This window comes from Streptomyces sp. NPDC048057, assembly GCF_040653095.1.
In the GTDB taxonomy this organism is placed as follows: Bacteria; Actinomycetota; Actinomycetes; order Streptomycetales; family Streptomycetaceae; genus Streptomyces.
Genome location: NZ_JBEZNF010000018.1, coordinates 1 through 20,951, shown reverse-complemented (window position 1 = coordinate 20,951; position 20,951 = coordinate 1). Strand labels below are relative to the sequence as shown.

Sequence of the window (20,951 nt, the reverse complement as noted above, 5' to 3'; positions counted from 1 at the left end):
ACCTGCGTAAACATTCGCTTGGGGCATCCATAGGGATCGCTTGTGGCCCGTGCGCCCCAAGGAACCACCCGTATGCGCACAGCGCCGCCGTCATCCACTGGTGCCCGTGCCCCAGGATGTTGCAGACTGCCATCAGACGACGTGACACACAGGGGAGGAGGGGCCCGATGGCCATGGCAGAGCCCGAGTTCCGGGCCACTGGCGTACGGATCGAGCGATGGCCGCGCTCACTCACCAAGGCCGGCCAGGTCCTGATCAAGGACGGCCGGCTGCAACTGCTCACCAGCTACGGCAGGGTGATCGACAGTGCACCGGTGCGCGCGGTCCGCGCGGGCAAGACGTGGTTCTCCGACGAGGCCAGCGCGGCGCTGACGGTGAACGGCAAGCGTTACCGCTTGACGATGGGTCAGCGCGACGAGGAGGCCGACGCGAGCAGGGTGGCGGGGCGCTTCCTGAAGGCCGTGCGCGGGGCGGGTGCCAGCGAGGGCTGATCCGGTCCTACGGACCTTCGGCCCAACGGACGGGTCGGGAGATCAGGGGGCGGCGCCCGGAGGAGGGCGTCGGGAGCGGCCGCTCCCGGCCCGTGCGCCCGTACGGCGGCGTCACGACGGCCGCTGAGTTGCGGGACCTCGGGCAGTGGTTGACGCTTGTCTCACATCACCCAGGGTGCATGAACGGTGACGCTGGGATCCAGTGGTCGCCGGACGGATCAGCAGACGGTCGGTCACGGGACTGATCCGTCGGCCCTGCATCGTTGCCTTGTGTTGTGCTTCGTCGTTCCTCGCTTCCCCCGTCTTCCCTCCCTCGTCCTCCTCCGGGCCTCCGGACCTCATTCGGGGAGTCGTAGCCGTGATCAGTCAGCCCAGCAGGCACTGCACGGTGGAGCTCCAAGCCCTGCCGTCGCGGATCGGACAGGTCCGCAGAATCATCTCGGCGCAACTGCGCTACTGGCACCTCGATCCGCTGATCGACCAGGCCGCCCTCGGCGTCACCGAGTTGCTGACGAACGTCCACCGACACGCCCAGCCCGACAAGCAGTGCACCGTGGAGATCGAGCTGTTGCTCGATCGGCTCGTGGTCTCCGTGCAGGACCACGACCCGCGGCTGCCGAGCGTGCGGGAGGCCGACCTCTTCGCCACTTCGGGCCGCGGCCTCGGATTGATAGCTGCGGTGAGCGAGACGTGGGGCGTACGGCCCCGGGGCGAGGGCGGCAAGGTGGTCTGGTTCACCCTCGCCGCGCCGCAGCTCACCCCACCGCAGCTCGCGGTCCCCGGAGGGTCGGGCCCGTCATAGGGGATTGCGCTCCGGGCCGGACCGCACGCTGCGCTCCAGGCGTCGGCGCACCCGTTCCTCGTGCACCAGCCGCCCCACCAAGGCGCCCCCGTACACGACGACTCCGACGCCGACCAGCCAGGACTGGAGGACGAGGACGGTTCCGAACGGGCCGTAGGTGACCGCGTTCGAGGCGATCAGCGGTGAGAACACCAGCTGGGAGAAGACCCGCAGCCCGAGCATGAACAGGGCCGTCGCCGCCGCTCCCGGCACCAGCGCGCCCCAGCGGACCCGGCCGCCGAGCAGCAGGCGTTGGGCGACCAGGAAGAAGGCGAAGGTGCCGAGGAGGTCCAGGGCGGCGGTGGCGACCGTGCCGACGCCCGAGCCGCCGAACGCGGGGGTGTTGACGAACACCAGCAGCGCGAAGACCAGCAGCGCGAGGAAGACCACGTGGCGCCACATGGTGTGCCAGCGGGCGGTCGGCAGGTCCCACACCTTCTCGTAGCCGGTCTGCACGGCCGAACCGAAGGTCAGGCCGAAGACTGCGAGCGCGGCGAGGCCGAAGGCGGTGGTGCGCTGGAGCGCGGTGCCCGGTGGCGCGAAGAGCCGTTCGACCTGGGCCTGGGAGGCTTCGGAGACGCCGAGGGCCTGGCCGAGCCAGCGTGCGAAGCCCTGGCTGCTTGCGGGGTCCGCCGCCGCGACGACCACGAGCAGCGGTACGAGGGTGAGGAAGCCGAGCGCGGCGAAGCCCATGGCCCGGTGCAGCAGTTCCATCTCGCGACCGCGGTTCCAGCCGAGGCCGACGGAGGACGAGGCGATCCGGCGGTGCAGTCGCTGGAGGCGATGCCCGTGGGGCGGCGCACCGGGGGGCTCGTGGCTCATGCTCGTCGCCTACCCGCTCGCGGGGGCCGAGCCGTCCTCGATGCCCCCGGTCGGGTGGCGGGCGACGGTCTCAGCCCAGCGCGCTCAGCGGGTCGTCGAGCACCGGCTGCCAGGCCAGTTCGGCGGCGCCGACCAGGCTGTTGTGGTCGAGGGTGCAGGCGAGGATGGGCACGCCGCCGCTGCGGCCCCACAGGCTGCGGTCGGCGACCACGGCGCGCAGCCGCTCCGGGTCGGCGGCGAGCAGTTCGCGGTGGAGTCCGCCGAGGATGATCCGGTCGGGGTTGAGGATGTTGACGAGTCCGGCGAGACCGAGGCCGAGGCGGTCGATGAGCCGTGCGCAGGCGGCCCGTACGGCGGGGTCGTCGTACTCGGTCCGCAGCAGCTCGCCGGCCTGGGCGAGGAGGGAGACCTCGGGGCCGGGCACCCGGCCGGCGGCGGTGAGGAAGGCGAGCGGATCGGTCTCCACGTCCAGGCAGCCGCGGCTGCCGCAGTGGCAGGGCCGCCCCTCGGGGTTCACGGTGAGGTGGCCGACTTCGAGGGCGAGCCCGGAACTGCCGGTGTGCAGCCGGCCGTCGAGGACGAGTGCGCCGCCGACGCCGCGGTGGCCGGTGGCCACGCACAGCAGGTGGTGCGCGCCGCGCCCGGCGCCGTGCCGGTGCTCGGCGAGGGCGGCGAGGTTGACGTCGTTGCCGGTGAAGGCGGGGCCGGTGATGCCGGCGGCGCGGACGTGTTCGGCGAAGGTGTCGCGCACGGGCGAGCCGGCGGGCCAGGCGATGTGCAGCGGGTTGAGGGCGGTGCCGTCCGGTTCGGCGACGGCCGAAGGGACCGCGAGGCCCGCGCCCACGCAGCGGCGACCGCTGTCGCGCAGCAGGGCGGCGCCGGCGGCGACGACCGCACCGATGACGTGGCCGGGGTCGGCGGCCACCGTGAGACAGCCGGGTGAGGTGGCGACGGTCCGGCCGCCGAGGCCGACGAGGGCGGCGCGGAAGCCGTCGGCGTGGACCTGGGCGGCGAGCACGACGGGGCCGTCGTCGTCGACGGCGAGCCGGTGGGACGGTCGGCCCTGGGAACCGGTCGCGGCGGCGGGGCGGGAGTCGACGCGGATCAGGCCGAGCGCCGCCAGCTCGGCGGCGACGGCGCCCGCGGTGGCGCGGGTGACGCCGAGTTCGGCCGTGAGGACGGCGCGGGTGGGCGCACGTCCGGTGTGGACGAGTTCCAGTGCGGGACCGAGCGCACTGCGGCCCCTCTCCAGCCTCGATCTGGTGCTCGTCGCCTTGCCGTTCATGGTGGCGAGTCTCCCATGATCTTCAGGGCCCCGAACCGTGCCGGACGGCTCCGCAGGCCGATCCCTGCCGTTCGTGACGTCGGGTCGTGCTCCCCGGGGCGGACCGTCCCTTGTCTCCCCGCTCTCGCCAGGGAATCGTTCCGGTGCGCACCGGAGGCAACGACCGCGAACGCTCGGCCATCTTGTCCGAAACGGATACCACACCTATTCTGCATTTGTGCCGGACTTGAACAAAATACGGTCGGTCGTGTCCCTTCCTTCACGTCTCTTGCGCCTCTCACGCCCCTCACGTGCAGCCTCCCGACGCACCGCCGCACCCTCGCCCTCACCCTCGTCCCTGACCCGCCTCCGCATCGCCCTCACCGTCTTCTTCGTCCTCGACGGCTTCCTGTTCGCCGGGTGGGTCGTCCGCATCCCCGCCATCAAGGAACAGACCGGCGCCTCCGCCAGCGCGCTGGGTCTCGCCCTGCTCGGCGTCTCGGCCGGCGGCGTGGTGACGATGATGCTCACCGGGCGCCTGTGCCACCGCTTCGGCAGCCTGCGGGTCACCGTCGGCAGCGCCGCGCTGATGTCGCTCGGGGTCGCGCTGCCGCCGCTGATGCCCGACGTGGTCGCCCTCGGCCTGGTGCTCCTGGTCTTCGGCGCCGCCTACGGCGCCATGAGCGTGTCCCTGAACAGCTCGGCCGTCGATCTGGTCGCCGCCATAGGGCGCCCCGTGATGCCCGCGTTCCACGCCGCGTACAGCCTCGGCGGCATGGTCGGCGCCGGGCTCGGGGCGCTCATCGCGGGCGGACTGTCGCCGACCCGGCACCTGCTGTCGCTCGCCGCCCTCGGGCTGCTGGTCACCGCCGTCACCGCACCGGTGCTGCTCCGGGCGCCCGGGCCCAGAACCGAGCACCCGTCCACGTCCGCCGACGCGCCCCGCGCTCGCCCGCGCCGCCTGGTGGGGCGCACGCGGAACTTCGTCGTCCTCCTCGGGGTGATCGCGCTGTGCACCGCGTACGGGGAGGGCGCCATGGCCGACTGGGGCGCGCTCCACCTGGAACAGGACCTCGGCGCGACCCCGGGCGTCGCCGCACTCGGCTACGCGCTCTTCGCCCTGGCCATGACCGCGGGCCGGCTGTCGGGCACCTTCCTTCTGGAACGGCTCGGCCAGACCCGCACCCTCGTCGCCGGCGGTATGACCGCGGCGGCCGGGATGCTCATCGGCGCCCTGGCGCCCACGGTGTGGCTGGTGCTGTTGGGCTTCGGCGTGGCCGGCCTCGGGCTGGCGAACATCTTCCCCGTGGCGGTGTCGAGGGCTGGCGCCCTGGCCGGTCCGAGCGGAGTCGCCGCCGCATCCACGCTCGGCTACGGCGGCATGCTGCTGGGACCGCCCGCCATCGGCTTCCTCACCGACTGGTTCTCCCTGCCCCTCGCCCTGACGACGGTGGCCGCGCTCGCCACCGGCGCCGCCGTCATCGCGTATGCGGCCCGCAACGTCACCACCCCACCCCTCGACGACACCACGCCCCACCCCGCCGGGCCTCAACAGCAACCCGAGCCGGAGGGGCTGGCGGCTACCGAGAGCGGTCGGCCAGGCAGTCGACCGGGTGGTCAGCCTGGCGGTCAGCCCAACCAGCCGGGGCGCACCAGCCCCGACTCATAGGCCAGCACGACCAACTGCGCCCGGTCGCGCGCGGCGAGCTTGACCATCGTCCGGCTGACGTGCGTCTTGGCGGTCAGCGGGCTGACCACCAGCCGGCGGGCGATCTCCTCGTTCGACAGGCCCATGCCCACCAGGGCCATCACCTCCCGCTCCCGGTCGGTGAGTTCGGCGAGCCGCCCCTCGTCGGCCGGCGTTCTGGAGCGGGCCGCGAACTCCGCGATCAACCGCCGGGTCACCCCGGGCGACAGCAGGGCGTCCCCGTCGACCACCGCCCGGACCGCGCGGAGCAGTTCGTCCGGCTCGGTGTCCTTCACCAGGAAGCCCGAGGCGCCCGCCCGTATCGCCTCGAAGACGTACTCGTCCAGCTCGAAGGTGGTCAGGATGACGACCTTCACCCCTTCGAACCGGCCGTCCTCCGTGATCCGGCGGGTGGCGGCGAGGCCGTCCAGGACGGGCATCCGGACGTCCATCAGGACGACGTCCGGCCGCACCTCGCCCACCAGGCGCACCGCCTCCGCCCCGTCGGACGCCTCGCCCGCGACCTCGATGTCCCGCTGGGCGTCGAGCAGGGCCCGGAATCCGGCACGCACCAACAGCTGGTCATCGGCGAGCAGGACGCGGATCACAGCGTCTCCTTCCGTCGCACCGGTAGGTCAGCGCAGACCTCGAAACCGCCCCCGCGGCGCGGACCGGCTTGGATCGTGCCGCCGAGTCCGGCCGCACGCTCCCGCATCCCCACCAGGCCGTTGCCGCTTCCGCCCGCTTCCGAGTCGCTGGCCGGTCCGTCGTCCGTCACGCGCAGGGTGAGCCGCCCGGGGGCGTACGAGATCAGGACACGGGCGGTGCGCGAGCCCGAGTGCCGTACGACGTTCGTCAGGGCCTCCTGGAGGATGCGGAAGGCGGCCAGGTCCGTGCCCGGCGGCAGGGCGAAGGCGATGCCCCGGGTCTCGACGGCGACGGCGAGGGACGCGCTCTGCGCCTGCTCCACCAACTCGGGCACGCGGTCCAACCCGGGAGCCGGGGCACGGGGCGCCTCCCCCGGCGCACGGAGGCTGTCGAGGACCTGCCGCACTTCGCCGAGGGCCTCCTTGCTGGCCGCCTTGATGGTCGTCAGGGCGGTGCGCGCCTGCTCCGGATTCTGGTCGAGGAGCGCAAGGCCGACGCCGGCCTGCACATTGATCACGGATATCGAGTGCGCCAGCACGTCGTGCAACTCGCGGGCGATCAGCAGGCGTTCCTCCTCGGCGCGTCGCCGGGCGGCAGCGGCCCGCTCGACCTGGGCGCGGACCCACTCCGCGCGACGTATTCGAAGCAGCTCGGAGCCGGCGAGCACGGCCGCTATCCAGGCGGCGAAGACCAACTCTCGCTCCCAGGGCGCCGCGCCGTCGCCGGACGGCGGCAGATACGCGTACCACCAGTGGGCGAGCAGGACGTGCCCCGCCCAGAAGGCGCCCGCGGTCCACCACGCGGCGCGCCGGTGGCCCGCGACGACCGCGGAGAAGGCCGCGACGAGGACCGGCACGAACACCGGGCCGTAGGGATAGCCGGCGGCCAGATACAGCGAGGTGAGCACGGCCGTGCCGACGAGCGCCACGACGGGCCACCGCAGGCGCAGCAGCAGACACGCCGACAACGTCACCAACAGCACCCGGGCCAGCACGTCCACGGACTCCCGCGCGCCCTCCTGGCCCCGGGCCGCGAACGCCGTGCCCACCAGCACGAACGCGGCGATCAGCAGGGTGGACAGCCAGGGCACCCGGGTGTCGGCCCGGCGCCGCGCCCACGGCCGCATCCACGGTGGTCCGTCCTCCTTCGTCCAGAGGGGACCACCGCAGACGCGGTCGGGCTGCTGTTCCATGTCGGCAACGCTAGACGGATGCGCATGCGCCCGGCGTCACCCCGGTGTGGTGATCGTCCCTACTCCCTGGGCAGTACGGCCACAGCCGCGGATGGCACCCAGGTAGCGGTGGGCACCTCGGGCAACGCAACCGACGGTGCAGTCAGTCGTCAGGGCGACTCAGGGCCGTTCGGCCAGGCCGACCTCGTGGGCGAGCCGGGTGGCGGCCCGGGCGAAGAAGGCGTCCCGTTCCTCGACGAGCCGGTGGAACTGGCCGAACACCTCGAAGGAGATCAGCCCGAAGAGCTCCGCCCAGGCCGTCACGAAGGCCAACGCGGCAGCGGGCGGCAGGTCGGGGGCGAGTTCTGCGGCCATTCGTTCCGCTTCGGGGCGCAGAGCGGGGTCGAGGGGCGGGAGCGCGAGTCCGGTGGTGGCGTAAGCGTCGCGGGCGACGGAGATCAGGGCCATGCCGACCCGTGCGGCCGGGCCGACGGTGTCCCGAGGAGCGCTGTACCCCGGCACGGGCGACCCGTAGATCAGGGCGTACTCGTGAGGGTGCGCGATGGCCCAGGTGCGTACGGCCGAACAGATCGCGGTCCAGCGGGCGACGTGGACGGAGCGCGTCCCGGACGAGGGTGCGGGGGCGGCGGCGAGGGCGGATTCCGCGGCGGCGCCGACGGCGTCGTAGGCGTCGATGATGAGCGCGGTCAGCAGGTCGTCGCGGCTCGGGAAGTAGCGGTAGAGGGCGGAGGAGACCATCCCCAGCTCCCGGGCGACCGCGCGCAGGGACAGTTTCGCGGCGCCTTCGGCGGCGAGCTGCTTGCGGGCCTCGTCCTTGATCGCGGCGGTGACTTCTACACGGGCCCGGTCCCTGGCCCCACGGAGCGACGTCATGGCCGCAGTCTTCCACGCCTCAGAGAGCACTGACCAATTTCGAGAGCACTGCTCTTGCTTTGGAGCAGCGCTCCGTGCAGACTGGAGTTGCTCCGAGAGCGGCGATCTCAAACGAGAGCAGTGCTCTCGAATGGAGCACTGCACTCAGAAGAGAGCAAGCATCACCCCGCCCGCCGCGCTTGCGGGCACACCAACGACCACAGGAGCACCCCATGCCCCACACGCACACCACACCCCAGGCCAAGTCCCCGGCACAGGCCCAGCCCGAGGGCCACCGTCACTACATCAAGCCGGGGCGACTCGACACCGCCCTCAACGGGCTGGTCCGTTGGTTCGCACGACGCGGTGTCAGCCTGATGGGCACGGCCGAGTTGTCCGTCCTCGGTCGCACCAGCGGTGAGTGGCGGTGCATCCCCGTCAATCCGCTGTCGTACGAGGGCGCCACCTACCTCGTCTCCGCCCGCGGGCACTCCCAGTGGGTCCGCAACCTCCGGGCCGCGGGCGGTGGGCGGCTGGCGCTCGGTCGCAGGACCCAGCACTTCACCGCCGTCGAACTGACCGACGAGGAGAAGCCGGCCCTGCTGCGTGACTACCTGCGCCGCTGGGGCTGGGAAGTCGGGCGCTTCTTCGGCGACGTCGACGCGAACTCCACCGACGAGGAACTGCTGGCCGCGGCCCACCGGCACCCCGTCTTCCGCATCACCGTCGACGGTTCGCGGTGACGCGCACGCCCAACCTGCGGACCCCGGGCGCCACCCACGAGAAGCCCGGATCGCGCACCGGCGCCACAAGCGTCACACCGGCGGCACAGCACAAAGGCGCCGTGCCGCAGCAGCCACCCAACGGTGTCCACCGCGACGCGGCGCCCCCGAGCCGTACACCCGAAGCCCGTACGGACCGGACCGCGCAGACCGACAAGGCCGAACGAACCGCCTCGCCCCACCCGGCCCACCGGACCCACCAGCCCCGCCGAACCGGACCGGCCTCACTCACTCGACCGCGACCACCCGGCTACGCCGTGGTCGACGGCTCCATCTCCCCCTTGTCGTCCCCCTTGCCATCACCCTTCTCCGCGTCGACCGCGCCTCCCGGCCGGGCGCCCGCCCGCCCCGCACGCCGGTCCAGCGTCTCCAGCGCCCGGCGCGCCACCGCGCTCCCGCGGACGAGGCCGGCCAGCGTCGTCGACCCGCGCGTGATGTCCGTGAACGCGCGCCACGCCGGCCGCAGCCCGGTCAGCGCCGCGTGGAACAGCCCCGGCCTGCGCTCGAAGATGGCGAGCATCCGCCGCCCCACCCCCATCTCGACGCCGAGTCCGGCCTTGATGGCGAAGGCGTAGTTCAGCGCCTGACGGCGGGCGTCGACGGCGTCGTGCGCCTCCGCGATCCGCACCGCCCACTCCCCCGCGAGCCGCCCCGACCGCAGTGCGAAGGAGATCCCCTCGCGGGTCCACGGCTCCAACAGACCGGCGGCGTCACCGCACACCAGGACCCGGCCGCGGGACAGCGGCGAGTCGTCGCTGCGGCAGCGGGTCAAATGGCCGGAGGAGACGGCGGGTTCGAACCCGGCGAGCCCCAGCCGGGCGATGAAGTCCTCCAGATAGCGCTTGGTCGCCGCGCCCTCGCCGCGCGCCGAGATCACCCCGACGGTCAGCGTCCGCCCCTTGGGGAACACCCAGCCGTAACTCCCGGGCATCGGGCCCCAGTCGATGAGAACGCGCCCCGCCCAGTCCTCGGCCACCGGCTCCGGCACCGGGATCTCGGCCTCCAGGCCCAGGTCGACCTGGTCGAGCTTGACCCCCACGTGGGCGCCTATGCGACTGGCGCTGCCGTCCGCGCCCACCACCGCGTGGGCCAGGATCGTCTCGCCCGCCGCCGTCACCACCGCGACGGTGCGCCGGTCCGGCACGGCGGCGCCGTGCTGCTCGACCCGGGAGACGGTGACTCCGGTGCGCAGCACCGCTCCCGCCTTCTCCGCGTGCTCGACCAGTTGGGCGTCGAACTCCGGGCGGTTGATCAGCCCGAAGAGCATCTTCTTCGACCGACGCGTACGCGTCAGCCGGCCGTTCAGACTGAAGGTGACGGCATGCACCCGGTCCCTGAGCGGCAGTTCGAAACCGGGCGGCAGGCTGTCTCTGGACGGGCCGATGATGCCGCCGCCGCACGTCTTGTAGCGGGGCAGTTCGGCCTTCTCCAGCAGCAGCACCCGACGGCCCGCCACTGCTGCGGCGTAGGCGGCGGACGCTCCGGCCGGCCCCGCGCCGACCACGACGACGTCCCACACCGCCTCGCCGTGCCCGTGCTCTTCCGCTCCTGCCCCGGTGACACCGTTCTCGCTGCTCACGATGTGGTTTCGCTCCCGATCCGACACGTACACGCTGCTCTCGACGGCATCCTACGGCGCGGCCCCACCGTCCTGCTGTGGCAGGATCGACCGCGCGTTCGCCGTACACACCGTCCCAACGTCGCACCCACGAGGAGCGTGCCCATGTCCGACCGTACGATTGCGGAGACCGTCGCCTCCCTCATGCCGCGGGCCCGTACCGAACTCGCGGAGTTGGTGGCGTTCGCCTCGGTCGCGGACCCGGCGCAGTTCCCGAAGAGCGAGTGCGAGGCCGCCGCGCGCTGGTGCGCGGACGCGCTGCGCGCCGAGGGGTTCCAGGACGTCGCCGTCTTCGAGACCCCCGACGGCACGGAGTCGGTGTACGGGTTCCTGCCCGGCCCGGAGGGCGCGCCGACCGTGCTCCTGTACGCGCACTACGACGTGCAGCCGCCGCTGGACCCGGATGCCTGGCTCTCGCCGCCGTTCGAGCTGACCGAGCGCGACGGCCGTTGGTACGGGCGGGGCGCCGCGGACTGCAAGGGCGGCTTCATCATGCACCTGCTGGCGCTGCGCGCGCTCAAGGCGGACGGCGGCGTGCCCGTCGGCGTCAAGGTGATCCTCGAAGGGTCGGAGGAGCAGGGCACCGGCGGTCTGGAGCGGTACGCCGAGCAGCACCCCGACCTGCTGACGGCCGACGTCATCGTGATCGGTGACTCCGGGAACTTCCAGACGGGCCTGCCGACGGTGGTGGCGACGCTGCGCGGAATGACGCTGCTGCGGGTGCGGATCGACACGTTGCAGGGCAATCTGCACTCCGGTCAGTTCGGCGGGGCCGCGCCGGACGCGCTCGCCGCGCTGATCCGGGTGCTGGACTCGCTGCGGGCCGAGGACGGTTCGACCACCGTCGACGGGCTGGCGGCCGATCAGCCGTGGGAGGGGTTGGCGTATCCGGAGGACGCCTTCCGCACGGACGCCAAGGTGCTGGACGGCGTGGGGCTGATCGGTACGGGCGCGGTGGCCGAACGGCTGTGGGCGCGGCCCGCCGTGACCGTCCTCGGCATCGACTGTCCGCCGGTGGTGGGCGCCACCGCCTCGGTGCAGGCGAGCGCCCGGGCCACCGTCAGCTTGCGGGTGGCGCCCGGCCAGGACGCGAACGAGGCGACCCGGCTGCTGCGGGAGCACCTCGAAGCGCACACGCCGTGGGGCGCCCGGGTGTCGTTCGAGCACGTCGGCATGGGGCAGCCGTTCCAGGCGGACACCACGGGCCCGGCGTACGCGTCGATGGCGGACGCGATGCGGGTGGCGTATCCGGGGCAGGAGATGCAGGTGGCGGGCATGGGCGGGTCGATCCCGTTCTGCAACACGCTCACCGAGCTGTATCCGCAGACGGAGATCCTGCTGATCGGGCTGAGCGAGCCGGCGGCGCAGATCCACGCGGTGAACGAGTCCGTCTCGCCCGAGGAACTGGAGCGGTTGTCGGTGACGGAGGCGTTGTTCCTGCGCAACTTCGCGACGAAGTAGCCGGCGGGCCCGGGCCGTACGCCTCGGGGCCGGTCGGTGCGCCGCAGCGTGCGGGGCTCCGACGGTCCACGAGGCGGTACGCCCCGGGCGCCGGGCTCAGCCGACGGGCACGCCGCCTTCCAGGTTGAGCACCACGCCGCGCTCGCGCGCCCGCAGGGCCCAGCGCAGCCGCTCGTATCTCGGGGGCGGCAGCAGCCGGGCCGCCTCCCGCTCGCCGACGAAGCGCCAACATCGCAGTTCGTCGGCGGGCAGCCGTACGCGTTCGGCCTCCGCCCTGCCGATCGTCCCGCCGTCGAAGAGCAGCCGCAGACCGCCGTAGCCGGGCGGCATCGGCGGTTCCCAGTCGACCACGAGCAGCCGCGGCACCCGCTCCAGCGCGAGGCCCAACTCTTCGGTGACCTCCCGCATCCCGGCCCGGGCGGGTGCCTCCCCCGGCTCCACCACCCCGCCGGGGAACTCCCAGCCCGGCTTGTAGGTGGGGTCGACGAGCAGCACCCGGTCCGCCTCGTCGAAGAGCAGGACGCCGGCGGCGAGCGTCTCGGCCACGGGCTCGGGCGTCTGGACGATGGTGCAGACGGGCGCCTCGCCGGTGCGCACCGCCTCGGCGATGCGGTGCGCGGTCCGGCGCGGATCGAGGGCGCCGTTGTCGATGACGAAGGCGTCGTCGCTGATCCACTCCAGGGCCGTGCGGTAGGGCTCGATGCGGTCGTACGACCACTGGCGCCGCACCGGTCCCGCGCCGGGGCCGCGGGCGTCCGCGGTGCCTCCGTCGGGGCCGTTCGCGGCGCGTGCTTCGCGTTCCCCCCGGGCTTCGATCCGGGCCCGCAGGATCGTTTCATCTGGCCTCAACAGCACCTGGTGCACCGGGATTCGGCGTGCGGCGAGCCCCCCGAAGATCTCGTCCCGGTACTCCTGCCGCAGCAGGGTCATGGGCACCACGAGGACACCGCCGAGCTGGGCCAGCATGGCCGCCGCGGTGTCCACCACGAGTCGGCGCCAGATGGGCAGGTCCTGGTAGTCGTCCACCTCGTCGAGCTGCTTCGCCGGCAGCAGTCGGTGCAGTTCCGCGCCGGTGAGCTCGGGGTCGTACAGCGTGCTGTTCGGAATCAGCTCCACCAGTTCGCCTGCGGTGGTCGTCTTGCCCGAACCGAACGCACCGTTTATCCAGACGATCACGATTCCCCCTCTTCCCTCGCCCACAGTGGATTGCCCACAACGCCCCGCCGCGTAACCCGACCCGGACATCGTGGCCGTCACCGGTCGAGATGTGTCCGGGTCGCCGTCCCGGTCGGTCGGCTGCGGGGGTCGTGAAGCGTCTCACCTTACGTAAGGCGTGTGCCCAGGATGTGCGGGGACTTGCTCACCCCTTGCTGGAACCGAGGGTGAGTCCGGCGATGAAGTGCCGTTGGAGCAGCAGGAAGACCAGGACGGTGGGCAGCGCGACGATGACCGAGCCGGCGGCCAGCAGGTTGTGGTCCGTGAAGAACTGGCCGCGCAGGTTGTTGAGCGCGGAGGTGACGGGGAGCTTGTCACCGTCGGAGATGAAGGCCAGTGCCCAGAGGAAGTCGTTGTACATCCAGGTGAACTGGAGGGTGCCGAGGGCCGCGAGGGCGGGGCGGCACAGGGGGAGCGTGATGCGCCAGTAGCGCGTCCACACCCCCGCTCCGTCCACGATCGCCGCCTCCTGGATCTCCTGCGGCAGGGTGCGCATGAAGCCCGCGAGGACGAAGACGCAGAACCCGATCTGGAAGCCGACGTTCACCAGGAGCACGGCCCAGTACGAGTCGTACATCGCCATCGAGTCGGACATCCAGTACGGCAGCGGGATCCGGTTGAACAGCACGTACAGCGGGGTGACGACGACCTGCTGGGGCAGCAGGTTCCCGGCCGTGAACAGCATCAGCAACGCGATCGAGCCGCGCATCGACAGCCGGGACACGGCGAAGGCGACGAAGGACGCGAGGAAGAGCGTGACGACGACCCCGGGCACGGCGATGAGCAGGGTGTTGACGAAGTACTTCGTCATGCCCGAGTCGCTGAACGCCTGCCGGTAGTAGTCGAACGAGAGCTCCTTCGGGAAGGAGAAGTAGCCGTGCGCGGACGTCTCGTCGTAGGGCCGCAGCGAGGCGTACACCGCGAGCAGCAGCGGCGCGAGGAAGGCGAGCGACACAGACGCCAGGAAGGCGTGCACGCCGAGGCGGCCGGGGCGCACCCGGCGCCGGCGCGACGGGGCCGGGGCGGCGGCGTCGCGGGCGGCGGACGGGGGTGCGGTGACGGTCATCGGTTCCTCTCCCCACGGATCTCCTGGACCAGGAACGTCACCACGAAGCCCAGGGAGAACAGCAGCAGCACGACGGCGATGGCGGAGCCGAACCCGATGCGGCCGGCTTCGCCGACGATGTTGTCGGTGACGAGCACGGAGAGCAGTTCGAGGCCGTTCCTGCCCTTGTTGACGGCGTAGACGATGTCGAAGGCGCGCAGGGCTTCGATCACGGTGACGACGCCGACCAGGACGTTCACTGGGCGCAGGGTGGGCAGCACGACCCGGAAGAAGGTCTGGGTCTCGCTGGCGCCGTCGATGGCGGCGGCCTCCTTCAGGGTGGGGTCGACGGCCTTGAGCCCGGCGAGGTAGAGGATCATCACGTAGCCGGTGTGCCGCCAGGCGGCGGCCAGCAGGATCATCCAGAGGTTGAGGTCGGGGTCACCCAGCCAGTCGGTGGGGTTCTGCTCGTCGCCGACGATCGCGTTGAGCGCTCCCTGGTCGCGGGAGAAGACCAGTTGGGCGATGAAGCCGACGACGGCGAGCGAGAGCACGACCGGCAGGTAGAACGTGGACTGGTAGAAGCGGCTGAAGCGCACCCCGCGGTCGATCAGTACGGCGAGCAGCAGGCCGAAGGGGGTGGCGACGAGGCCGAGGAAGGCCAGCCAGAGGAGGTTGTGGCGGACGGCGGGCCAGAACACCGGGTAGTTGGTGAACAGGTTCTCGTAGTTCTCCGTACCGACCCAGGCGATGTCGCCGATGCCGTCCCAACTGGTGAAGGAGAGCACGACGGAAGCGAGGGTGGGCCCCCAGATGACGACGACGTCCAGGAGGATCGGCACGCCCAGCAGCACGCCGAGGACGGCGACGTCACGGCGGGTGTAGCGGCGCGGGCCCCGGCGCGCGGAGCGCCGGGGTTGCGAGGGCCGCGGGGGCTGTCGTCCGGTGGTGCGCGTCAACGGCACGGGCAGACTCCAAGTCGGTCACGTCCGGCTGTCGGACTGCTGGGCAACCGGGCAGCCGGCCGCGGACGTCCTGCGGCCGGCGCTCCTTTCCGGACACTCCCTAGGCGTCGCTGGCGAAGATGGCCCTCTTCTGCTTCTCGATGCCGTTGACGAGCCCGTCCACGTCCTTGGGGTCGTTGATGAAGCTCTGGATCGCCGGGACCATCACCGTCGACGAGAAGTCGGGCCGGGTGTCGCGGTCCAGGAACTGGGAGATCTGCCGGGCGCCCCCGACCAGTTCCGCGGCCTTCTTCTGCAGCGGGGTGTACGCCGAGGTGTCGGCACGGTCGCTGACGGCGATGTTGTTGGGGTCGCCGGCCAGATAGACGTCCTCCGCCTTGCCCGTGGCCAGCCAGCGCAGCAGGTCCTTCGCCGAGGCGAGCGTCCCGTCGTTCTTCAGCCCCTTGGACTTCTTCGCCATCAGGAAGCCGTCGACGGGGGCCTCCACCGCCTGCTGCCCGTGCTCGGGGTCGATCTCGGGGAAGGGGAAGAAGTCGATGTCGGGCCGGTCGACCTCGGGGAACTGGGCGCCCGGGTGCTGCAGACCGAAGACCGCCATGCCGGTCTCGCGCTGCTGGAGGCTGGTCGCGGCCTCCTGCCAGGTGCGGCCGTTGGCGCCGGGCTGGCAGTACGGCAGCAGGCTGCGCCAGGTGTCGAAGACACCCTTGACCCGCCGGTCGGTCCAGGCTTCCTCGCCGGCCATCAGGGACTTGTGGAACTCGTAGCCGTTGGTCCGCATGTTGATGTAGTCGAAGGTGCCCATCGCGGGCCAGCCGTCCTTGTCGCAGAAGGCGATGGGGACGAGCTTGTCCTTCTGCATCCGGCGGGCGAGGGCGACGTACTCGTCGAGCGTCTTCGGCGCGGTGTAGCCGTACTTCTGGAACACGCTCTTCCGGTGGAAGACGGCCCACGGATAGGAGTAGTACGGCGTGAGGTACTGCTTGCCGTCCTCGCCGGTGGACTGGGCCTTGAGGGCGTCGGAGAAGCCCTCGTAGTCGGCCCACAGGTCGCTGATGTCGTGGAGCAGGCCCTTCTTGGCGAAGAACTGCATGCGGTAGCCCGCGAACCACATGAAGACCTCGTCCGGCTTCCCCTGGAGATAGCGGTTGATGTTCTCCTGGAAGGTGTTGTGGTCGACGGTGTTGACCTTCACCTTCCGGCCGTCGGACTGCTTCTCGTACGCGGCGAAGGCGTCCGCGAACGCCTTCTTCGGCACCGCGTCCGAGGAGTTGGAACCCAGGGAGACGGTCTTGCCGTCACCTCCCGGGCCACTGCTGCACGCGGCCAGGAGCGAGGGCAGGGCGACGGCTCCCGCGCCCGCTGCCGCGCCGCGTAACAGACTCCGGCGTGACATCCGATGACTTGTCACACTTGTGGGCACCGCTGAACCGCGTGACCCGTTAAACCGGGCATGCGCCATGTCCCCTCCTCAGGGGTCCAACCCAACACAAACAAACGCAAGGGTTGGATCCCACCCCCCGAGAAGAGCGCCGTCAAGGGTCCGATGCGAGATCGGGCCACCGTTATCGCATCCATTACAACAGGATCAAACATATTTCAACGGAGATACGTAGACGATCGCGTGATCGTATGTCACCTTTCTCCTCGTCAGCCAGCGCATGGAGTGATCGGAGCACTGTCCGTCCTTGTGCCGGGCAGGACGATGCTGGCAGCATCCACCGCACCGCGTTCGGGCGGGGCCGCGGATCACTCGCCGATCGCGGCCGGAGTGTCGCCCGCCCTGCTGAGCAACGCCGCCGCAGCGGCCCCGACCAGGCCGGCGTCGGCGCCCGTCAGCGCGGGGGCGACGACGAGGCTCTGGACGAAGGAGAGCGTGGCGTAGTCGCGCAGGCTCCGCCTGAGCGGCGCGAACAGGACGTCACCCGCGCCCGCCACTCCCCCGCCGATGACGGCGATCTCGATTTCGACGAGGGTGGCGGTGGCCGCGATGCCGGCGGCGAGCGCCTGGGCCGCGCGGGCGAAGGAGGCGGTGGCGACCGGGTCGCCCGCGCGGGCCGCGGCGGCCACCGCGGCGGCGGACGCGTCCCCGTCACGGCCGGGCCGCCAGCCGCCCTCCAGCGCGCGGCGTGCGATGTTGGGCCCGCTCGCGATGCGCTCGACACAGCCGCGCGCACCGCACGGGCACCGGTCGCCGTCGAGGTCGACGCTGATGTGGCCGATGTGACCGGCGTTCCCCGTGGGCCCGGGGTGGAGCCGACCGCCGAGGACGAGGCCGCCACCGACCCCGGTGGAGACGACCATGCACAGTGCGTTGTCGAAGCCGCGCGCCGCGCCCTGCCAGTGCTCGGCGGCGGCCATCGCCACGCCGTCGCCGACGAGCGACACGGGCAGCCCGCCGGTGGCCCGACGGACCCGGGCGACGAGCGGGAAGTCGCGCCACCCGGGCACGTTGACCGGGCTGACGGTGCCCGCCGACGCGTCGACCGGGCCGGCGCTGCCGATGCCCACGGCGCTCACCCGTCGCCACCGGGGCGCCGCCCTCAACTCGGCGACGACCTCGCCCACGGCGCCCATGACGGTCTCCGCGCCCTCCCGGGCGGGGGTCGGTCTCTGCGCCCGCAGCAGTACGCGACCGGCGCCGTCCACCAGTCCGCCCGCAATCTTGGTGCCGCCGATGTCCAGCGCGGCGACGAGCTCCCTTTGCATCGGTGTGAGGCCCCCCGTGGCTTGTCCTACCTGCACATGGGTCACCAGTCTCTATTCCCCTGACAACGTTGTCCAGGGCCTATGCTCGTCGCTGCACCTCCACTTACGCCGTATGACGACAGGACTGCGCACCGTGGCCGAAACGAATCGTTCCTCCCTTGTGTCCGGCCGCCCCCGCACCCCCGAACGGCGTTACGGCAACCGGCCGACGATGAAGGACGTGGCGGCGCGCGCGGGCGTGGGGCTCAAGACCGTCTCACGGGTCGTCAACGGCGAGCCGGGGGTCACACCGGACACCGAGCGCCGGGTCCAGGAAGCGATCGACTCCCTCGGCTTCCGGCGCAACGACAGCGCCCGCGTGCTGCGCAAGGGACGCACGGCCTCGATCGGGCTGGTCCTCGAAGACCTCGCCGACCCCTTCTACGGGCCGCTGAGCCGGGCCGTGGAAGAGGTCGCCCGCACCCACGGCGCCCTGCTGATCAACGGTTCGAGCGCCGAGGACCCCGACCGCGAACAGGAGTTGGCGCTCGCGCTGTGCGCCCGCCGCGTGGACGGGCTGATCGTCATCCCCGCCGGCCACGACCACCGCTACTTGGAACCGGAGATCAAGGCGGGCGTCGCCACGGTCTTCGTGGACCGTCCGCCGGGCCGGATCTCGGCGGACGTGGTCCTCTCCGACAGCTTCGGCGGAGCCCGCGCGGGAGTCGCCCATGTGATCGCGCACGGTCACCGCCGGATCGGCTTCATCGGCGACCAGCCCCGCATCCACACGGCAGTCGAACGTCTCCGCGGTTACCGCGCGGCCATGGAGGACGCCGGGCTCGCGGTCGACGACGCATGGGTCTCCCTCGGGTCCACCGCGCCGGAGCGGGTGCGTGCCGCCGTCGACGCCATGACGAGCGGGCCGGAGCCGGTCACCGCGGTCTTCGCGGGCAACAACCGCGTCACCGTCACCGCCGTGCGGGCGCTGGCGGGGCGCCGGCCGGAGGTGGCCCTGGTCGGCTTCGACGACATCGAACTCGCCGACCTCCTCGGCATCACCGTCATAGCCCAGGACGCGGCCCTCCTCGGCCGCACCGCGGCGGAACGTCTCTTCCGGCGCCTCGACGGCATCGAGGAGCAGCCGACCCAACTGACGCTGTCGACCCGGCTGATCCCCCGCGGCTCGGGAGAGATCCCGCCGGGCTAGGACCTGTCCACAAGGCCCCTCCCCACGACTGTGGTCCAGACCTGACGCGAACGCGACCCTCTCCACACGAGTCACCCGACGCCATCTTCACGAGATGCGCACATTATCGGCCAGATCCTCCATGTATCAGCCAATCAGCCACGGAATGTGAACTTCCCGTTGTCTCGCTGGATAGGTCTGGACCAATCTTCTTCCAGCCATCGGAGCGCGGGCTCCGACGGCCCGAGAAGAGGGAGGGCTCCACGTCATGTCCCTACGCAAGATGTTCGCCACGGCGGCCGTCGCCGCAGCCCTGACCGGTGCCGGACTGATGGCTGCTCCGGCAGCGCAGGCCGCCCCGACAGCCGCCACGACCAGCGCCGCACCGGCCTCCGACGTCCAGCCGATGAGATGGACCTCCTGGGGCAGTTACTCGTCCCTGGGCGCTTGCGCCCACGCGGGCCAGTGGGCGGTCATGAATGCCGGCGCTTCCTATTTCGACTGCGCGCCCAACGCCTTCGGCGGATACGACCTGTCCATCTGGCGCCCCTGACCCGTACCGCCCCCGATGACGCACGACGGCGCCCGCGCCCGACCCCGGCCGCGGGCGCCCGCCCTGCTCCTCCCTACGCGCCTCCCCGCACCACGGTCGGTGCGGCGCGGCGCAGGGAGGCGAAGGCTTCCAACCCCGCCCGGTCGAAACCGCTGAGCGCGGTGACCTCGTCGAGATCGAGCGCACCGCAGTCCAGGCCGCGGAGCAGGTGACCGCTCAGTGCCTTCGCCGTTGCGGGCTCGTCCATGACGTCGCAGCCGGCCCGGTTCGCGTACGCCGCGAGCCGGGCGGCGACCTTCTTCAGGCCGTCTCGGTAGAAGGCGAACACCGCCGCGTAGCGGGTGGGGAGGTGCCCGGGGTGCATGTCCCAGCCCTGGTAGTAGGCGCGGGCGAGAGCGCGGCGGGTGAGGCCGTAGTGGAGTCGCCACGCCTCGTGGACCTGCGCGGCGGGTCCGACGGGCAGCACGTTGGTGGAGCCGTCCGACACCCGTACGCCGGTGCCGGCCGCGGCCACCTGCATCACCGCCTTGGCGTGGTCGGCGGCCGGGTGGTCGCTCGTCTGGTGCGCCGCGCTGACGCCGAGGCAGGCGCTGTAGTCGAAGGTGCCGTAGTGCAGCCCGGTGGCGCGGCCTTCGGCGGCCCGGATCAGCCGGGCGACGGTCGCGGTGCCGTCCGACGCGAGGATCGCCTGGCTCGTCTCGATCTGGATCTCGAAGCCGATCCGGCCGGCGTGCAGGCCGTGCGCCCGCTCGAACGCCTCCAGCAGCCGCACCATCGCGGTGACCTGTTCGGGGTAGGTGACCTTGGGCAGGGTCAGCACCAGCCCGTCCGGCAGTCCGCCGTGCTCGACCAGCCCGGTGAGGAAGACGTCGAGGGTGCGTACGCCCCGATCGCGCACGGCGGCTTCCATGCACTTCATGCGGATGCCGGTGTACGGGGCGGCGGTGCCGTTCGCGTACGCCTCGGCGACCAGCCGCGCGGCCCGGGCGGCGTGGGCGTCCTCGTCCGCGTCCGTACGGCCGCCGTACCCGTCCTCGAAGTCGATCCGCAGGTCCTCGACCGGCTCGCGCGCCAACTTGGCCCGCACCCGGTCGTGCACCGGGGCGGCGAGGTGGTCGGGCAGGCCGAGGACGGCGGCGAAGGAGGCCGCGTCCGGGGCGTGTTCGTCGAGCGCGGCGAGCGCCCGGTCGCCCCAGTCGCGGACGGTGTCGGCGGCGAACGCCTCGCCGGGTACGTAGACGGTGTGGACGGGCTGACGGGTACCGGGGTCCCCGGGGTAGCGGCGGGCGAGTTCGGCGTCCACCGGCGCGAGTGCTGCGTCGAGGGCGCTGGTGACGGTGGCGTCGAGGGTGGTTGCCGGCTGCTTCTGTGGACCCATCTGCATGCCTCCCATGTTCCGTTGACCGGAATCAATGATCCGCATGGCGAAGCTAACGGGCGGCTTGGATCTCCGTCAACGGTCCGTGGGAACGGCCGGAGCCGCACGGCGGGTTGGCCGTGCGGCTCCGGTGTGCACGCGTCGTCGCAGGATGCGCGACGTGAGCTGGTTCAGTTCTTGCGGGTGTTGATGTCGTCGGTGAGTTGGGGGACGACGGTGTGGAGGTCGCCCACGACGCCGTAGTCGACGAGGTCGAAGATCGG

General features: G+C 71.9%; 19 protein-coding genes. 7 read left to right on the top strand and 12 right to left on the bottom strand.

The features are described from left to right. The first annotated feature begins 167 nt into the window (after nucleotides 1–167). Both AB0E05_RS21720 and AB0E05_RS21715 read left to right on the top strand, forming a co-directional pair. A complete protein-coding gene (locus AB0E05_RS21720; RefSeq protein ID WP_361965868.1) occupies nucleotides 168–491 on the top strand; it encodes a hypothetical protein in 324 nt (107 codons plus the stop codon). A 358-nt stretch (nucleotides 492–849) separates the two neighbouring features. After that, nucleotides 850–1,293: an ATP-binding protein gene (locus tag AB0E05_RS21715; protein WP_361965866.1), complete on the top strand. Its 444-nt coding sequence runs from the start codon at nucleotides 850–852 to the stop codon at nucleotides 1,291–1,293. On the opposite strand, the gene AB0E05_RS21710 is transcribed toward AB0E05_RS21715, so the two are convergent. Both AB0E05_RS21710 and AB0E05_RS21705 read right to left on the bottom strand, forming a co-directional pair. Then, nucleotides 1,288–2,154, bottom strand: a complete 867-nt coding sequence (locus tag AB0E05_RS21710; protein WP_361965864.1) for a YhjD/YihY/BrkB family envelope integrity protein — start codon at nucleotides 2,152–2,154, stop codon at nucleotides 1,288–1,290. The two genes, AB0E05_RS21715 and AB0E05_RS21710, sit on opposite strands and share 6 nt — an antisense overlap. A gap of 70 nt (nucleotides 2,155–2,224) precedes the next feature. Further along, nucleotides 2,225–3,439: an ROK family protein gene (locus tag AB0E05_RS21705; protein WP_361965862.1), complete on the bottom strand. Its 1,215-nt coding sequence runs from the start codon at nucleotides 3,437–3,439 to the stop codon at nucleotides 2,225–2,227. 268 nt (nucleotides 3,440–3,707) lie between these two features. Between AB0E05_RS21705 and AB0E05_RS21700 the strand changes: the two genes are divergently transcribed. After that, nucleotides 3,708–5,087 carry an MFS transporter gene (locus tag AB0E05_RS21700; RefSeq protein WP_361965860.1) on the top strand — a complete coding sequence of 460 codons (1,380 nt, stop codon included), beginning with the start codon at nucleotides 3,708–3,710 and terminating at the stop codon, nucleotides 5,085–5,087. Here AB0E05_RS21700 and AB0E05_RS21695 read toward each other — a convergent pair. The 3 genes from AB0E05_RS21695 to AB0E05_RS21685 all read right to left on the bottom strand — a co-directional run bounded on the left by AB0E05_RS21695 (nucleotide 5,048) and on the right by AB0E05_RS21685 (nucleotide 7,818). Next, the gene (locus AB0E05_RS21695; protein ID WP_361965858.1) at nucleotides 5,048–5,713 is read right to left on the bottom strand and encodes a response regulator transcription factor; all 666 of its coding nucleotides are present in this window, start codon (nucleotides 5,711–5,713) and stop codon (nucleotides 5,048–5,050) included. The two genes, AB0E05_RS21700 and AB0E05_RS21695, sit on opposite strands and share 40 nt — an antisense overlap. Further along, nucleotides 5,710–6,945, bottom strand: a complete 1,236-nt coding sequence (locus AB0E05_RS21690) for a sensor histidine kinase (RefSeq protein WP_361965856.1) — start codon at nucleotides 6,943–6,945, stop codon at nucleotides 5,710–5,712. Before AB0E05_RS21690 ends, AB0E05_RS21695 begins: the two co-directional genes overlap by 4 nt. A 159-nt stretch (nucleotides 6,946–7,104) precedes the next feature. Continuing rightward, nucleotides 7,105–7,818 carry a TetR/AcrR family transcriptional regulator gene (locus AB0E05_RS21685; protein WP_361965854.1) on the bottom strand — a complete coding sequence of 238 codons (714 nt, stop codon included), beginning with the start codon at nucleotides 7,816–7,818 and terminating at the stop codon, nucleotides 7,105–7,107. 212 nt (nucleotides 7,819–8,030) lie between these two features. Between AB0E05_RS21685 and AB0E05_RS21680 the strand changes: the two genes are divergently transcribed. Beyond that, complete coding sequence (locus tag AB0E05_RS21680) at nucleotides 8,031–8,540, top strand: nitroreductase family deazaflavin-dependent oxidoreductase (protein ID WP_361965852.1); 510 nt, start codon at nucleotides 8,031–8,033, stop codon at nucleotides 8,538–8,540. A gap of 289 nt (nucleotides 8,541–8,829) precedes the next feature. Here the strand turns inward: AB0E05_RS21680 and AB0E05_RS21675 are convergent, their stop codons facing one another. After that, a complete protein-coding gene (locus tag AB0E05_RS21675) occupies nucleotides 8,830–10,158 on the bottom strand; it encodes a geranylgeranyl reductase family protein (protein ID WP_361965850.1) in 1,329 nt (442 codons plus the stop codon). A gap of 144 nt (nucleotides 10,159–10,302) precedes the next feature. On the opposite strand from AB0E05_RS21675, the gene AB0E05_RS21670 reads away from it, so the two are divergent. Then, the gene (locus AB0E05_RS21670; RefSeq protein WP_361965848.1) at nucleotides 10,303–11,658 is read left to right on the top strand and encodes a dipeptidase; all 1,356 of its coding nucleotides are present in this window, start codon (nucleotides 10,303–10,305) and stop codon (nucleotides 11,656–11,658) included. Nucleotides 11,659–11,754: 96 nt separating this feature from the next. On the opposite strand, the gene AB0E05_RS21665 is transcribed toward AB0E05_RS21670, so the two are convergent. The 5 genes from AB0E05_RS21665 to AB0E05_RS21645 form a co-directional block, all read right to left on the bottom strand. Then, nucleotides 11,755–12,834 (bottom strand): NUDIX hydrolase, encoded by a 1,080-nt coding sequence (locus tag AB0E05_RS21665; protein ID WP_361965846.1) that lies wholly within the window; start codon nucleotides 12,832–12,834, stop codon nucleotides 11,755–11,757. Between the two features lie 184 nt (nucleotides 12,835–13,018). Then, nucleotides 13,019–13,939 carry a carbohydrate ABC transporter permease gene (locus AB0E05_RS21660; RefSeq protein WP_361965844.1) on the bottom strand — a complete coding sequence of 307 codons (921 nt, stop codon included), beginning with the start codon at nucleotides 13,937–13,939 and terminating at the stop codon, nucleotides 13,019–13,021. Beyond that, nucleotides 13,936–14,877: a sugar ABC transporter permease gene (locus AB0E05_RS21655; RefSeq protein WP_361966124.1), complete on the bottom strand. Its 942-nt coding sequence runs from the start codon at nucleotides 14,875–14,877 to the stop codon at nucleotides 13,936–13,938. Before AB0E05_RS21655 ends, AB0E05_RS21660 begins: the two co-directional genes overlap by 4 nt. A 106-nt stretch (nucleotides 14,878–14,983) precedes the next feature. Then, on the bottom strand, nucleotides 14,984–16,276 hold the full coding sequence (locus AB0E05_RS21650) for an ABC transporter substrate-binding protein (RefSeq protein ID WP_361965842.1): 1,293 nt from the start codon (nucleotides 16,274–16,276) through the stop codon (nucleotides 14,984–14,986). Nucleotides 16,277–16,629: 353 nt separating this feature from the next. Next, entirely contained in the window at nucleotides 16,630–17,589 is a 960-nt protein-coding gene (locus AB0E05_RS21645; RefSeq protein WP_361965840.1) for an ROK family protein, read from the bottom strand. A gap of 211 nt (nucleotides 17,590–17,800) precedes the next feature. On the opposite strand from AB0E05_RS21645, the gene AB0E05_RS21640 reads away from it, so the two are divergent. Together AB0E05_RS21640 and AB0E05_RS21635 are read left to right on the top strand one after the other, a co-directional pair. Then, nucleotides 17,801–18,778 carry a LacI family DNA-binding transcriptional regulator gene (locus AB0E05_RS21640; protein ID WP_361966122.1) on the top strand — a complete coding sequence of 326 codons (978 nt, stop codon included), beginning with the start codon at nucleotides 17,801–17,803 and terminating at the stop codon, nucleotides 18,776–18,778. A 247-nt stretch (nucleotides 18,779–19,025) separates the two neighbouring features. Continuing rightward, nucleotides 19,026–19,310, top strand: coding sequence for a hypothetical protein (locus AB0E05_RS21635; RefSeq protein WP_361965838.1), 285 nt, complete (start codon nucleotides 19,026–19,028; stop codon nucleotides 19,308–19,310). Between the two features lie 73 nt (nucleotides 19,311–19,383). Here the strand turns inward: AB0E05_RS21635 and AB0E05_RS21630 are convergent, their stop codons facing one another. Further along, nucleotides 19,384–20,688, bottom strand: a complete 1,305-nt coding sequence (locus AB0E05_RS21630; RefSeq protein ID WP_361966120.1) for an aldolase/citrate lyase family protein — start codon at nucleotides 20,686–20,688, stop codon at nucleotides 19,384–19,386. Nucleotides 20,689–20,951: the final 263 nt, after the last annotated feature.